This is a genomic window from Streptomyces sp. NPDC054783, from assembly GCF_053611725.1.
Window position 1 is genome coordinate 82,108 of record NZ_JBSHAY010000020.1, and the last position, 13,809, is coordinate 95,916.

Annotated in this window: 9 protein-coding genes and 1 tRNA gene; 4 read left to right on the forward strand and 6 right to left on the reverse strand. The window is 73.5% G+C overall.

What is annotated here, in order from left to right; translation table 11 throughout:
• Positions 1-71: 71 nt before the first annotated feature.
• On the forward strand, positions 72-587 hold the full coding sequence (locus ACWGJ5_RS29780) for a DUF4232 domain-containing protein (RefSeq protein WP_453312731.1): 516 nt from the start codon (positions 72-74) through the stop codon (positions 585-587).
• 106 nt (positions 588-693) lie between these two features.
• On the opposite strand, the gene ACWGJ5_RS29785 is transcribed toward ACWGJ5_RS29780, so the two are convergent.
• Entirely contained in the window at positions 694-1,803 is a 1,110-nt protein-coding gene (locus ACWGJ5_RS29785) for a DUF2786 domain-containing protein (RefSeq protein ID WP_453312732.1), read from the reverse strand.
• Positions 1,804-2,017: 214 nt separating this feature from the next.
• On the opposite strand from ACWGJ5_RS29785, the gene ACWGJ5_RS29790 reads away from it, so the two are divergent.
• The 3 genes from ACWGJ5_RS29790 to ACWGJ5_RS29800 all read left to right on the forward strand — a co-directional run bounded on the left by ACWGJ5_RS29790 (position 2,018) and on the right by ACWGJ5_RS29800 (position 5,227).
• Positions 2,018-2,644, forward strand: coding sequence for a LysE family translocator (locus ACWGJ5_RS29790; protein ID WP_453312733.1), 627 nt, complete (start codon positions 2,018-2,020; stop codon positions 2,642-2,644).
• A 69-nt stretch (positions 2,645-2,713) separates the two neighbouring features.
• Positions 2,714-3,478 (forward strand): Clp protease N-terminal domain-containing protein, encoded by a 765-nt coding sequence (locus ACWGJ5_RS29795; RefSeq protein ID WP_453312734.1) that lies wholly within the window; start codon positions 2,714-2,716, stop codon positions 3,476-3,478.
• Between the two features lie 48 nt (positions 3,479-3,526).
• Positions 3,527-5,227 carry a bifunctional 3'-5' exonuclease/DNA polymerase gene (locus ACWGJ5_RS29800; RefSeq protein ID WP_453312735.1) on the forward strand — a complete coding sequence of 567 codons (1,701 nt, stop codon included), beginning with the start codon at positions 3,527-3,529 and terminating at the stop codon, positions 5,225-5,227.
• A 176-nt stretch (positions 5,228-5,403) separates the two neighbouring features.
• On the opposite strand, the gene ACWGJ5_RS29805 is transcribed toward ACWGJ5_RS29800, so the two are convergent.
• The 5 genes from ACWGJ5_RS29805 to ACWGJ5_RS29825 form a co-directional block, all read right to left on the reverse strand.
• Entirely contained in the window at positions 5,404-8,646 is a 3,243-nt protein-coding gene (locus ACWGJ5_RS29805) for a BTAD domain-containing putative transcriptional regulator (RefSeq protein WP_453312736.1), read from the reverse strand.
• 893 nt (positions 8,647-9,539) lie between these two features.
• The gene (locus ACWGJ5_RS29810) at positions 9,540-10,433 is read right to left on the reverse strand and encodes a glycosyltransferase family 2 protein (protein ID WP_453312737.1); all 894 of its coding nucleotides are present in this window, start codon (positions 10,431-10,433) and stop codon (positions 9,540-9,542) included.
• Between the two features lie 206 nt (positions 10,434-10,639).
• Positions 10,640-10,716, reverse strand: a tRNA-Thr gene (locus ACWGJ5_RS29815).
• Positions 10,717-10,823: 107 nt separating this feature from the next.
• On the reverse strand, positions 10,824-12,428 hold the full coding sequence (locus ACWGJ5_RS29820) for an alpha/beta hydrolase (RefSeq protein WP_453312738.1): 1,605 nt from the start codon (positions 12,426-12,428) through the stop codon (positions 10,824-10,826).
• 140 nt (positions 12,429-12,568) lie between these two features.
• Positions 12,569-13,774: a DNA polymerase III subunit delta' gene (locus ACWGJ5_RS29825; protein ID WP_453312739.1), complete on the reverse strand. Its 1,206-nt coding sequence runs from the start codon at positions 13,772-13,774 to the stop codon at positions 12,569-12,571.
• Positions 13,775-13,809 lie beyond the last annotated feature (35 nt).

Here is a 13,809-nt window from a genome sequence, read left to right on the forward strand (position 1 = left end):
GCGGGCGAACCGGGCGCGGACGCAGGCGCCATGATGCAGGGGCACCGTCACGACCTCGATGGGACCTGCTCATGCGCGCCATTCCGCTCACCGTCACGGCCCTCACGGCCGCCCTGCTGCTCACCGCCTGCGACGGCGGCGGGAGCAAGAGCGCCGGCAAGAACGGCTCGGCCTGCGAGATCGGCGGGGTCTCCGTGCAGACCGGGTCCGCGAGCGTCGCGCCCAAGGCCGGGGACACGGGCGAGATTCCGGTCAGCATCACCAACCAGAGCAAGCCCTGCACCCTGGACCACTTTCCGGGCGTCGTCCTGGGCGCGGGCAACACCGAGGCCAAGGTGCCGGCCCTCAAGGGCGCCAAGGCGCAGAAGCTGAAGCTCGCCAAGGGCGACTCGGCCTCCTTCACGATCGCCTACGTGCGCGGCAAGGCGGGCGACAAGGCCGCATTGGACGCCAAGACCGTGAAGATCACCCTGCCCGGCACCACCGCCTCCCGGAGCTTCCCCTGGTCGTACGGCCCCGTCGCCACCCAGCCCGGCGGCACCGGCCCGAACGCCTCCGTGACCGCCTTCGAGCAGGTCGGCGACTGAGCGAGTCCGGCAGGGGACGGGCCGGCGTCGGCCTCGGGTGGGCCGGCTCCGACTCGGCCGGGCGCGCTGATCCCGACTTCCGGCGAGCCGGCTCGGCCTGGCGAGCTCACTCCAGCCCGGGGCGGGCTCTGACCTGGGCCTGGTCCGCTGCTCGTGCGCCCTCCGTCCACCCGGCCGCGTCGCTCACCCCGCGGAGCCGGGTGGTGGTGGTCTCGGGGAACATGCGCTCCAGCCGGTCGGTGACGGCTATCTCCCTGGTGGCGAGGACGGGCAGCAGGTCCTGGCTGACCTGGGTCTCGGCGGCGGCCGCGAGCCTGTCGCCGACCCGGTGGGCGTAGGCGGCCAGGAAGGACTGCCGGAAGGTCTTGGTCCGCTTCCGCCCGCCGGCTCTCTGCGCGGCCTCCGCCCTGGTCATCGCGTGCGTGGCCTGCACCAGCAGTGAGGTGTAGAGCAGTTCGACCGCCTCCAGGTCCGCCTCGAAGCCGACGACCGTGGAGAAGCCGAGCGGTTCGTTCCACACCGCGCGGCAGTTGTTCGCGCCGGCCACGGCGTCGAGCAGGACCGCCTTGGCCTGTTCGTACGGCGGCTCGACCCCGATCCGGCAGGCGCCGGGCGCGTCCGGCGCGGGCGCCTCGGCTGCGAGCAGCGCCTCGTCGACGCTGTGCCGCGCCATCAGTTCCTGCGCCTTGGCGCTGAGCGCCTCCGCCTCCTCCGGATACCCGGTCGCCTCGGCCTTGGCGAGCAGCGCGCGGATCCGGGCCAGCATGCGGGAGGCGGCCGGGCCGGGGGCACGCCGGGGCTCCTCCTCCAGGGGTTCCAGGGCGGGCAGGCGCAGCAGCACGCGGTACAGCTCCAGCGTGGTCGTGGCCTGCGAGAAGCGGTCGGCCTCGCGGGCCGGCCCCTCGGGCAGCGCCGCCAGTTGCGCGGCCCAGCGGCGCCCGCGCGGGCGGTCCCGCCCGGCCTGCGCACGGATCAGCGCGGCGGCCAGGCCCACGTGCACGTCCTCCAGCTCACGCCGCACCAGACGTACGACATCGGCGGGCTGCCAGCCGCGCCGCCAGGCCGTCGCCACGAACTCCTCGCCCCGCCGGGCGAGTTCGGCATCCGCGGCAGTGTCGGCGGCGAGCAGGGAGGCGCCGGTGTCGAGGCCGGAGTCGGTGTCGTCGTAGAGGGCGGCCTCGAAGGCCCTCTCGACCGTGCTGGCAGTGCTGGTCACACCGTCGATCGTGCCACGGCCCGCCGACAGCGGGCCGAGCTTTGTCCACAGGCTGTGGATGACCAGGCGCCGGGGGCATGGGTGGCAGCGGTCGAGACCAAGGTAGTTGCCACCGGACCTCACCACCGCCAGCCCGTGGACCAGTTGGCCGGCGGTTCATCTCAGTCCCTGGAATTCCGCCACGCGCGCGCGGGAGAGCGCGAAGCATGGCGGCATGGTGGACACGTCTCTCTATGCGGCGTTCCTGATCGCCGCTTTCGCGCTCTGCGTCACTCCGGGACCCGACATGATGTTCATCGTGGCGGTGGGCGGCCGGGGCGGCCCCCTGACGGGGATGGCGGCCGCCGTCGGCGTCGCCTGCGCCATGCTCGTGCACACGGTCGCCGCGGCGCTCGGCCTGTCGGCGCTGTTCCTGACCCTGCCGACGCTCTACGAGGCGCTGCACTGGGCGGGCGCGGCCTACCTGCTGTTCCTCGCGGTCAGGGCGTTCCGGGGCGCCGATGGCCCGGTCGAGGCGGAGACGGCACGGGGGAACGGGCGCCGACGGGCGTTCTGGCGAGGCACCGTCACCAACCTCCTCAATCCGAAGGTGATCCTCTTCAACGTCTCCTTCCTGCCGCAGTTCGTGAACCCCGCCCTGGGGCACGTGCGCGAGCAGTTCCTCGTCCTGGGCTGCACGATCACCCTGATGGGCGTGATCGTGGACGGCTCGGTCGGCCTGCTCTCCGGGAAGTTCGCCTCGCTGCTGCGGCGCAGCCGTCGGGTCGCCCGGGGCCTGGACTGCTTCAGCGGGACGGTGTTCGCCGGGCTCGCGGTGCGCCTGGCGACCGCACCGAAGTGACGGGAGGTCACGCCGAAACACTGTCAACCGTCAGTTGACACCTCGCGGGGCGCAACCTACGGTTGACACATGGCGACCAACCCGAACATCACGGCATCCGTACGCCTCGACGACCTCATCGAGGCCATCAAGAAGGCCCACAACGAGCCCCTCGAACAGCTCCAGGACGCGGTGATCGCCGCCGACCACCTCGGTGACGTGGCGGACCATCTGATCGGTCACTTCGTCGACCAGGCCCGGCGCTCGGGCGCGTCCTGGACCGAGATCGGCCGGAGCATGGGCGTCACCCGGCAGGCGGCGCAGAAGCGGTTCGTGCCGAAGGAGTCCGCCGAACTCGACGCCGGCGACTTCAGCCGCTACACCCCACGAGCGCGGAACGTGGTCATCGCCGCGCACAACGAGGCGGTGGCCGCCCGCAACCCCGAGGGCCGCCCCGAGCACCTGGTCCTCGGACTGCTGGCCGAGCCCGAAGGCATCGCCGCGAAGGCGATCACCGCGCAGGGCGTTCTGCTGGACGCCGTACGGCAGGCCGCGACCGCCGCGCTCCCGCCCGCCGCGGACGACGTTCCCGACCTCGTCCCCTACGGCCCCGACGCCAAGAAGGCTCTGGAACTCACCTTCCGCGAGGCCCTCCGGCTCGGCCACAACTACATCGGCACCGAGCACATCCTGCTGGCGCTCCTGGAGCAGGAGAACGGCCAGGGCGTCCTGAGCGACCTCGGCATCACCAAGGCCGCGACCGAGGAGCACCTCGCCAAGGTGCTGTCGCTGCTGCTGGAGCAGACGAAGGCGGCGGCCGCCGGGACAGACGACCCGACCGCCTCTCAGGACTGAAATCGCAGGTCAGAGCGATTGTCAGACCCGGCTGACACACTCGCAGTCATGACCGACCGGTGGGCGCTCGCACCGGCCGAGGACGGCGGCGTGGACGTCGCCCCCCTCGGCCCGGACGGCCTGCCCACCGGGCCGGTGCGGCGGGAGAGCGATCTCGCCGGGGCGGTGCGGAGCCGCCCGGAGGTGACGCGCTGGGTGTGGCGGTCCACCCCCGAGGTCTACCCGCGTCTGCTCGCCACGGGGGTGCGAGTGGAGCGGTGCTACGACATCGAGGACGCCGAGACCCTCCTGCTGGGCCACGAGGGCCGGTACGGCGAGCCGCGCTCGGCCGCCGCCGCCCTGGCCCGCCTCCGTGGCGGCCCCGTACCGTCGGACCCGCCCCAGCGCTCCGCCGAACCGGGCGCCCAGTCCCCGCTGTTCGAGCCCACCGGCACCCGCCTGCCCCTGACCGACCTCCTCGCGGTCTACGCCGAGCAGCTGCGGCGGCACGAGCGGACCGCCCACCCCGACCGGATGCGGCTGCTCACCGCGGCCGAGTCGGCCGGCATGCTGGTCGCCGCCGAGATGAACCACTCGGGCCTGCCGTGGAGCGCCGAGGTCCACCGCCGCCTGCTGCACGACCTGCTGGGCGAGCGGTACGCGGGCGGCGGTGAGCCGCGCCGCCTCGCCGAGCTGGCCGACGAGGTCTCCGCCGCCTTCGGCCGCCGCGTCCGACCCGACCTGCCCGCCGACGTGATCAAGGCCTTCGCCCAGGCCGGGATCAAGGTGAAGTCCACCCGCCGATGGGAGATCCAGTCCGTCGACCACCCGGCCGTCGGACCCCTGCTGGAGTACAAGAAGCTGTACCGCATCTGGGTGGCACACGGCTGGTCCTGGCTGCAGGACTGGGTGCGCGAAGGCCGTTTCCGCCCCGAGTTCCTCGCCGGCGGCACGGTCACCGGACGCTGGGTGACCAACGGCGGAGGCGGGCTGCAGATCCCCAAGGTGATCCGCCGGGCCGTGGTCGCCGACCCCGGCTGGCGGCTGGTGGTGGCCGACGCCGACCAGATGGAGCCGCGCGTGCTCGCCGCCATCTCCCGCGACCCCGGCCTGATGGAGGTCGCCGGCCGCGAGAGCGACCTCTACCAGTCCGTGTCCGACCGCGCCTTCTCCGGCGACCGCGACCAGGCCAAGATCGCCGTCCTGGGCGCGGTCTACGGCCAGACCTCGGGCGACGGTCTGAAGAACCTGGCCGCGCTGCGCCGCCGCTTCCCGAAGGCCGTCGCCTACGTCGACGAGGCGGCCCGCGCGGGCGAGGAGGGCCGGCTCGTGCGCACCTGGCTGGGCCGGACCTGCCCGCCGGCCGCCGGTGCCGGCGAGGACGCGGCAGGGGAGGCGGGCATCCCCATCGCCGACGACGACACCGAGACGCAGGCCGACGGCCAGACCGCCTGGGTCCCCGGCTACGCCTCCAGCAACTCCCGGGCGCGGGGCCGCTTCGCGCGGAACTTCGTCGTCCAGGGCAGCGCCGCCGACTGGGCCCTGCTGATGCTCGCCGGGCTCCGCCGGGCCTGCGCGGACCTCAAGGCGGAGCTGGTGTTCTTCCAGCACGACGAGGTGATCGTGCACTGCCCCGCCGAGGAGGCCGACACGGTCGTCCAGGCCATCCGCGCCTCCGCCGACCTCGCCGGCCGGCTGACCTTCGGCGAGACACCGGTGCGGTTCCCGTTCACGACAGCGGTGGTGGAGTGCTATGCCGACGCCAAGTGAGCGCCGCGCGGGCGCACTTCGGTCGCTCCTCGCGGGCTGCACGCGAGTGCGGGTCGGCCGGAGGTGTCCGTCCAAGAGGGCGGGGGGGAGCTCACGGCCGGTGTGTGCGGGTGCGTCGGGGCTGGTCGCGCAGTTCCCCGCGCCCCTTCGCGGCGCGTGTCCTCGCCCAGCCTCGCTCACTCCGCCAGAAGCTCCCGCAGTTCCGCCACAACCGCCTGCTCGTCGGTGGCGTCCAGTGCCGCGAGCGCAGCGTGCCAGGCGTCGTACGCCTCCGCCCGCCGGCCGCGTGCGCTCAGCAGCAGCCCGTGCTGGTGCCGGGCGAGGCCGCCCATGTAGCGGTCGGCGCGGGCGTCGGCCCGGTGCAGCAGCTCGGCGCACTCGCGGCCCGCCCGTTCGGTGTCCCCCAGCTGCCGCAGCGCGCGGACCAGGCCGAGCCGGGTCTGGGACTCGCCGTGCCAGTCGCCGTGGCCGCCGAGGATGCGCAGGCTCTCCTCGAAGTGCTCCGCCGCGGCGGCAGGTTCGCCCAGGGTGAGATGGGCGTAGCCGATGTTGCAGTGTGCCGAGTGCTGCACGATGACCGCGCCGATCGCGTCCCCGATAGCCAGCGAGCGCCGGTGCTGCTCGATCGCGGCACGAGGGTCGGTGTGCTCGTAGAGGTTGCCGAGATGGCTGTGGGTGACGGCCTCTCCGTAGGGGTCGTTCAGCCGGCGCGAGTACGCGAGGCTCTGCCGCAGCGCCTCCCCGGACTCCGCGAACCGCCCGAGCCCCTCCAGCAGCAGCCCCCGGTTGTTCAGGGAGCGCCGGATCCTGGAGACGACACCGAGCCGCCGCCAGATCTCCAGGCACTGGTCGGTGAGGGCGAGCGCGTCCTTCTGGCGGCCGGTCAGGAAGTGCAGGGCCGCCAGGTCGCCGAGGGCGTACGCCTCGGCCGCCGGGTCCCCGAGCCGCCGGGCCGCCCCGAGCGCGGCCCGCCCCAGCACCTCCATCTCGGCGACCCGGCCGCCGCGCTGGACGTAGGGGAAGAGCAGCCGTGCGAGCGTCGAGAGGTACGTGGCCCGGCGCGGGTCGGACGTGTCCGCGTTGCGTGACACCAGCGCGACGACGTTCTCCAGCTCCACCTCGCCCCAGCCGAAGGCCTGCTCGGTGGACTCGAAGGACGCCAGCGCTGCCACGTCGGCCGCGTGCTCCGGCGGCTGCGCGGAGGTGGGCCGACGCCGGTCCTCCTGGTCGATCCCGGGCTCCACGATCGTCTCCAGCAGCCGTTCGGCGACGGCGGCGTACCAGCGGAGGGCGACCAGGTCGGGGACCGGCGCGGCGGCGAGACCACTCCGGCGATCGGACTTCCCCTGCGGTCCCGGGCTCTGCTCGGCGTCGGTGTCCGTGTCCCGCAGGTCGCTCGGCGCGCCCGCGCCGGCGTCCTTCCCTGTGTCCGCCAGTTCGCGGGCGAAGTCGCGGACCAGGTCGTGCGGGGCGTAGCGACCGTAGGCGGTCTCCTCCAGGAGGGCGACGTCGACCAGGCGGTCCAGGGCTGCCTCGGCGCGCCGCGCGTCGGTGCCGGTGAGGCGGGCGATCAGCGGGGCGCCGTAGGTCGGCAGGTCCAGCGCGCCGATGCGGCGCAGCGCGAGAGCCGCGTCCCGGTCCGCCTCGCGCTCGGCTGCGGCGAGCGCGTCGTGGGCGACGGCCAGGGAACGCCGGACGCTCAGGTCGTCGTACTCAAGATGGCGCAAGCGGCCACCGGTCTCCGCGAGTTGGCCCGCCAGCACATCCGGGGGGAGGGCGCGACGGGCGGCTAGCCGGGCGGCCACGACGCGCAGCGCCAGCGGAAGCCGGCCGGTCAGCTCGACCAGCGGGTGATCGGCGTCCAGCCCCTCGCGGCCGCTCACCGCGCGCAGCAGTGCCGCGCTGTCCTCGCCGGTCAGCGGGGCGAGCGGGAAGCGGCGGGCGCCGTCGAGGGCGGTCAGCGGCGAGCGGCTGGTGACGATCACGGCGCAGCCGGGCCCGGCCGGCAGCAGGGGTCGTACCTGGGCCGCGTTCGCCGCGTCGTCCAGCACCAGCAGGACGTGGGCGGAGGCGAGCAGCGAGCGGAGCAACGCGGCCGCCGCGTCCGGGTGTTCGGGGATGCTGCGGGGCTCGGCGCCCAGGTCCCGGAGCAGCGCGGCCAGCGCCTGGGTGGAGCTGAGCGGGGTCATGCCGGGGGTGGCGCCGTGCAGGTTGACGTACAGCTGCCCATCGGTGAAACGTTCCCGCAGCTCATGCGCCACAGCCAGGGCGAGCGCGCTCTTGCCGACGCCCGCCATGCCGCTGATCACGGCGATGGCCGGTGCCGGGGCGGGCGGCTCGGTGAGCCCGCGCCGCAGCTCACGGCGGACATCGACGCGGCCGGTGAAATGGGCCGGCGGCGGCGGGAGTTGGGCGGGGCGCGGGGTCCGCCGCGCCTTCGGTGCGACACCGCCCTCGTGCACGGCCGGCGTTTCGGCTTGCTCCTCGGCGGCGCTCGCCAGGCTACCGGCGCCCGAGGGCTGTTGCCGGCGGTCGCTCCTCGCGCCCCATCCGCGGCCGTCACGCTCCCCCGCGGCCGCCTGCCGTTCCTCGTCAGTCCCCCGCAGCACCTCGACATGGGCCTCGCGGACCGATGGGCCGGGTTCGATGCCGAGTTCCTCGATGAGGCGGGCGCGCAGATCACGGTGGACGGCGAGGGCCTCGGCCTGACGGCCGGTGCGGAACAGGGCGAGCATGAGCTGACGGTGGTACGCCTCGCGCAGCGGATACTCGGCGACCAGCGCCGCGAGCTCCGGGACGATTCCGGCCACCCGTGCGCCACCCAGGGCGAGTTCGGCGTCGTAGCACCACTCCAGCAGGAGCAGCCGCGCCTCCTCCAGGCGCTGCACCAGGGCATAACCGCCGAGATCGGCGGGGAGCCCGCTGAGCGGGGTGCCACGCCAGAGCGCGAGCGCGGCCGTACAGGCCCGTACGACACCCGGCCAGTCCCGCCGGGCATGCGCGGCACGCGCCTCGGCGACCCGGGCGTCGAAGACGTGCACGTCCAACTCGCCCTGATCCACGCGCAGCACATAACCCGGCGGTACGGCCCTGAGCCGGTCGGGGTCGTCCAGGAGCCGGCGCAGCCGGGTGACATGGTTGTGCAGGGACGCCTGCGCGGAGACGGGCGGCGCCCCGCCCCACAGGGCGTCCTTGAGCGACTCCACCGACACGACCCGGCCCGGCTCCAGCAGCAACGCGGCCAGCAGCGCGCGCACCTTGGGGCTGCCGATGGCGCGGACGTCGTTGTCGGTATCGGTGCCGTCGTGGGGAGAGTTGCCCGGAAGGACACCGGGGGTGTCGTACGGGATCCCGAACGGCTGTCGGTCGTACAGGACCGGCGGTCCCAACAGTCCGAACCGCAGCTCGCACCGCCGCATCACGCCGCTCCACTGTCTTCCTGCGCGGTCGGGGTCGACCGTGCTCCGCGACGAGCGTGCGCCCGCCGTTCCCTGGCGGAATTCCGCTCTGTCCACAACGGTTTCCCGCCACCTCCTGCCGACCGGACCTGCCCCGGATCAGCCTGTCCGACGGCCTGTTTCGGATACCGTCGGTGAATTCCAGCCAGCGGATCCGCCGTCTGCCGACGAACCGTTGGCCACATGTTAGCGATCCGTTGGTGGATCCTGATGTGATCATTTCCATCGGATCTGGCCCGACGGCGCGCGCGTATGTCGCGTAACTCGGGGGAGTGTCGCCGTAGGCCGGGTCCGGGGACGCAAGGGGCCCCGGTCGGCGGAGGTGAACGCCCGGGGCCCCGTCCCATTCCTCGTCCCCGTCGGCCGAGCGATCGGCAGAGACCCGCGCCCCGGATCCCCATCGGCATCACTACGGAGACGACGAACCCAGGCCGCCGACAAGGCCCCGCACCGGCCGGCCGACGAAGGCACCGAACCTCAGCTCCTCGCCGAAGTCCGGGCCTCAGCCACGGACAAAGGCCGCCAGCCTGAGTTCCCTGCGGAAGAACCCGATCCCAGCCCACCGACGGTGGCTCCTGTCCCAGGCCCCTGCCGGAGATCCGAACCCAGCCCACCGACGAAAGCCCCGACCCTGGGCCCCTGCCGGAGACCCCCCGGACCAGCCCGCCGCACCTCGGCCCACCGCCAGGCGCCCCGCACCTCACCCCACCCACGAAGGCCCCGCGCCCCAGGCCCCTGCCGAAAGCCCCGGGCCCAGCCCCCGACAAGGTCACCGCACCTCGACCCACCGCAAGCCGCCAGACACCTGGCCCACCGCCAGGCGCCCCGCACCTCACCCCACCGCCAGCCCCCGCTCAGATCACCGGCGGGCGTCCCAGCCGGGTGAGTCGCCACACCGTGCGCCAGTGCATGGGCCGGCGCTCGCCGGCCGGTTTCCGTAGTCCCTCCACGAACCCGCCGAACCACGCCTTCAGCCCCGCCAGGGAGCGCGTGCGGGCGAGGGTGAGCAGCGTCCACACCCCGAGGTGGACGGGGATGAGCGGCAACGGCAGCCTGCGCCGGACGAGCCAGACGCGGTTGCGGGCGTTGACGCGGTAGTAGATGGCGTGCCGGGCCGGTGACGTCTTGGGGTGCTGGAGCAGCAGCTCGGGGGCGTAGAGGATCTGCCAGCCGGCGTCGGCGGCGCGCCAGGCGAGGTCGGTCTCCTCGTGCGCGAAGAAGAACTCGGCGGGCCAGTCCCCCGTCTCGGCCAGCATCGCCATGCGCAGGGCGTGCCCGCCGCCGAGGAACCCGGTGACATGGCCCCCGCGCATCGGATCGGACTTGCCCACGCGCGGCACGTGCCGCTGCTGGGTCTCGCCGTGCTCGTCGGCGATGCGGAAGCCGACGATGCCAAGACGCGGGTCGGCGGCGTACAGGTCCCGTACGCGGCGCAGCACATCGGCGTCGACGAGCAGGCCGTCGTCGTCCAGTTCCACGACGACGTCGACGTCGCCGAACTCCCGCAGGCGGGCGAGGGCGACGTTGCGGCCGCCCGGGCAGCCGAGGTTCTCCTCCACGTCGATGGTGGCGACCTCGCCGGGCAGGGAGAGCCGGCGGGCGAACTCGGGCAGCCGGCAGCCGTTTCCGACGATCACGATGCGGGCGGGGGCGAGGTCCTGCTTGGCCACGGACTCCAGCAGGGCGTCGACCTCGGCGGGCCGGTTGCCCATGGTCACCACGGCGACGGCGATCCTCGGCTCCACCACGTCTCTCACCCCATCCGGCCGACGGCGGCACCGCGCCCTGACCGCTGGGTGCCCACCGTTCACCAAGATGTTGCCTCAGGTCTGCGGGTTCACCCGACCCCGATTCACTTTGCGGCCCCTTTGCTGTGGTTTTGTCCGGGCGTTGGACGATCGGGGCCAGAACAGAGGAAACCCCAGGCCAGCTGATATCTGACCTGGGGTCCCGGTGGAGCCGCCTTCGGGATTCGAACCCGAGACCTACGCATTACGAGTGCGTTGCTCTGGCCATCTGAGCTAAGGCGGCGCGCCGTCCGCACTATGGTGCGATCGGCAACGTCGGTAAGTCTACACAGTTTCCGGGGGTGCTCCGACCACGCCCCGGAGGCGAGGCTCCGGGGCGGGGCACAGGGCCTATGAGCAGCGCTTTCCCGCGATCGGCGGGGGGCCACCGAGCAGGTAGGTGTTGATCGCCGTGTCGATGCAGGTGCTGCCGCGGCCGTAGGCGGTGTGGCCGTCGCCGGCGTATGTCAGGAGGCGGCCCGAGGAGAGCTGGCGGGCCAGGGACTGGGCCCAGTGGTAGGGGGTCGCGGGGTCGCGGGTGGTGCCGACCACCACGATCGGCGCCGCGCCCTTCGCCTCGATGCGATGCGGCTCGCCCGTGGCCTTCACCGGCCAGTACGCGCAGTTCAGCGAGGCCCAGGCCAGGCCGTCACCGAAGACCGGGGATGCCTTCTCGAAGGTGGGCAGCGCCTTCTCGACCTGCTCGGGGCCGGTGAAGGCCGACGGCAGGTCCAGGCAGTTCACGGCCGCGTTGGCCATCATCAGGTTGCTGTAGTGACCGCTGGTGTCCCGCTCGTAGTAGCTGTCGGAGAGCGCGAGCAGGCCGGCGCCGTCGTTCTGCCTCATCGCCGAGGTCAGTGCCTCGCGCAGCTGCTCCCACGTGCCCTGGTCGTACATCGCCGCGATCACCCCGGTCGTGGCCAGCGCCTCGCCGAGCTTGCGGCCGTCCGCGTCGCCCGCCGGGACGGGATGCGCGTCCAGCTTCCGGAAGAACGCCCTGAGGTGGTCGCCGACCTGCGCCGGCGTCGTGCTCCTGCTGCCGAGCGGGCAGTCGGAGTGCCGTACGCAGTCCTTCGCGAACGCCTGGAAGGCCGTCTCGAAGCCGGCCGTCTGGTCCAGGTTCATCTGCCGGGCGTCCAGGGACGGGTCCATCGCGCCGTCCAGGACCATCCGGCCGACCCGGTCCGGGAACAGGCCCGCGTACGTCGCCCCGAGGAACGTGCCGTACGACGCCCCCACGTAGTTCAGTTTCGGATCACCCAGCGCCGCCCGCAGGATGTCCATGTCGCGCGCCGCCTCGACGGTGGACACGTGCCGCAGCAGCCGCGCCGAGTGCGTCCCGCAGCTCTCCGCGAACTTCCTGTCCGCTGTGACCAGCGCGTTCCGCTCCTGCTGGTCGTCGGGGGTCAGGTCCGTCTGCGCGTACGTGTCCATCTGGCGGCCGTCGAGGCACTCCACGGGCTCGCTGCCGGCCACGCCCCGCGGGTCCACCGCGACCATGTCGTAGCGGGCACGGACGTCGGCCGGGTAGCCGATGCCCGCGTAGCTCTGGAGGTAGCTCACCGCCGAGCCGCCTGGGCCGCCCGGGTTGACCAGCAGCGAACCGAGCGGCTTGCCCTTGCCGGTGGCGAGCTTGCGGGCCACGGCCAGCCGGACGTCGCCCGCACCGGGGTCGGCGTAGTCCAGCGGGGCCTTCATCGTCGCGCACTGGAAACCGGAGACACCGCAGCCGCGCCAGTGCAACCGCTGGGAGTAGTACGCCGACAGCGTCGACGGCGTCGCACGCGGCAGCGCGGCCAGCACTGCGTCCGCCCCACCGCCCGCCGACGTGGTGGAGCTCCCGGAGGAGCAGGCGGACACGAGCAGGGTGGCGGCCGTGAACAGGGCGGCCGTGAGGCGGGCCGTCGTCCGGGTGCGGGCGCCCCGGGTCCGGCGGAGGGAGGGCCTGGTGTGCATCAGGCGAGCGTAACGCTGTGCGACACCCCGGACGCGATGCGTGCGCATTGTGGCCTCGTACGAGGGACAACGGCGGCGGCTTCTTACCTGTGACATCGTCGGTCGGCCTCCCGCTTCGGTCTTCGGTCCGCCCGCGCTGCTCAGCCCGCCCGCAGCGCCATCGTCATCGCCTCCACCGCCAGCAGCGGGGCCACATTGCGGTCGAGGGCCTCGCGGCAGGCGGCGATCGCCTCGATGCGGCGCAGTGTGGACTCCGCGGCGCTGCCGCGCGCCAGCCGCTCCAGGGCGTCCTCGGCGTCGCCGTTGGCGATCGCCACGCGGGACCCGAGCTGGAGGGCGAGGACGTCGCGGTAGAAGGCGGTGAGGTCACCGAGGGCGATGTCCAGGCTGTCGCGCTGCGTGCGGGTTCTGCGGCGCTTCTGCATGTCCTCGAGGTCCTTCATCACGCCCGCCGTGCCGCGCGGCAGCCGGCCGCCCTGGGCAGCGCCCAGCGCCGCCTTCAGCTCCTCGGTCTCCTTGCCGTCCATCTCCTCGGCGAGCTGCTTGGCGTCCTCGGCGGCCGCGTCGACCAGTTCCTGGGCGGCCCTGAGGCAGGCGCCGACCTCGTCGAGGCGCAGGGGCAGCTTGAGGACGGCCGCGCGGCGCTCGCGGGCCGCCGAATCGGTGGCCAGGCGCCGGGCGCGGTCGACGTGCCCCTGGGTGGCGCGGGCGGCTGCCGCCGCGACCTCGGGTTCGATGCCGTCGCGCCGGACGAGCATGTCGGCGACCGCGTCCACGGACGGCGTGCGCAGGTTCAGGTGGCGGCAGCGGGAGCGGATCGTCGGCAGGACGTCCTCGATGGAGGGGGCGCACAGCAGCCAGACCGTGCGGGGGGCGGGCTCCTCCACCGCCTTGAGGACGGCGTTGGCCGACTTCTCGTTCAGCCGCTCGGCGTCCTCGACCAGGATGATCTGCCAGCGGCCGTTCGCCGGGGCGGTGAACGACTTGCGGACCGTGTCCCGCATGTCCCTCACCAGGATCTCGGAGCCCACCGCGGCGACCGCGGTGACATCCGCGTGGGTGCCGAGCAGCGCGGTGTGGCAGCCGTCGCAGAAGCCGCAGCCGGGGGCTCCGCCGAGGGCGCGGTCGGGGCTGACGCACTGCAGGGCCGCGGCGAAGGCCCTGGCCGCCTGGTTCCGGCCCGCTCCGGGCGGGCCCGTGAACAGCCAGGCGTGTGTCATCTTCGACGCCTCGGGCAGCGGCTCGTCGGCCGCAGCGGCCGTGACGAGGGCGTCGGCGTCCCGCGCGGCGGCGTCGAGCACCGCGCTCACCTTCTCCTGCCCGACGAGGTCGTCCCATACGGTCATGGGTCACGCCGCCCTTCCGTCACTCTCCGCGTACT

Coding starts and splice junctions, on each gene's coding strand:
- ACWGJ5_RS29800 (WP_453312735.1), top strand. CDS start 3,527: ATGACCGACCGGTGGGCGCTCGCACCGGCCGAGGACGGCGGCGTGGAC.
- ACWGJ5_RS29825 (WP_453312739.1), bottom strand. CDS start 13,774: ATGACCGTATGGGACGACCTCGTCGGGCAGGAGAAGGTGAGCGCGGTG.
- ACWGJ5_RS29820 (WP_453312738.1), bottom strand. CDS start 12,428: ATGCACACCAGGCCCTCCCTCCGCCGGACCCGGGGCGCCCGCACCCGG.
- ACWGJ5_RS29795 (WP_453312734.1), top strand. CDS start 2,714: ATGGCGACCAACCCGAACATCACGGCATCCGTACGCCTCGACGACCTC.
- ACWGJ5_RS29790 (WP_453312733.1), top strand. CDS start 2,018: ATGGTGGACACGTCTCTCTATGCGGCGTTCCTGATCGCCGCTTTCGCG.
- ACWGJ5_RS29780 (WP_453312731.1), top strand. CDS start 72: ATGCGCGCCATTCCGCTCACCGTCACGGCCCTCACGGCCGCCCTGCTG.
- ACWGJ5_RS29805 (WP_453312736.1), bottom strand. CDS start 8,646: ATGCGGCGGTGCGAGCTGCGGTTCGGACTGTTGGGACCGCCGGTCCTG.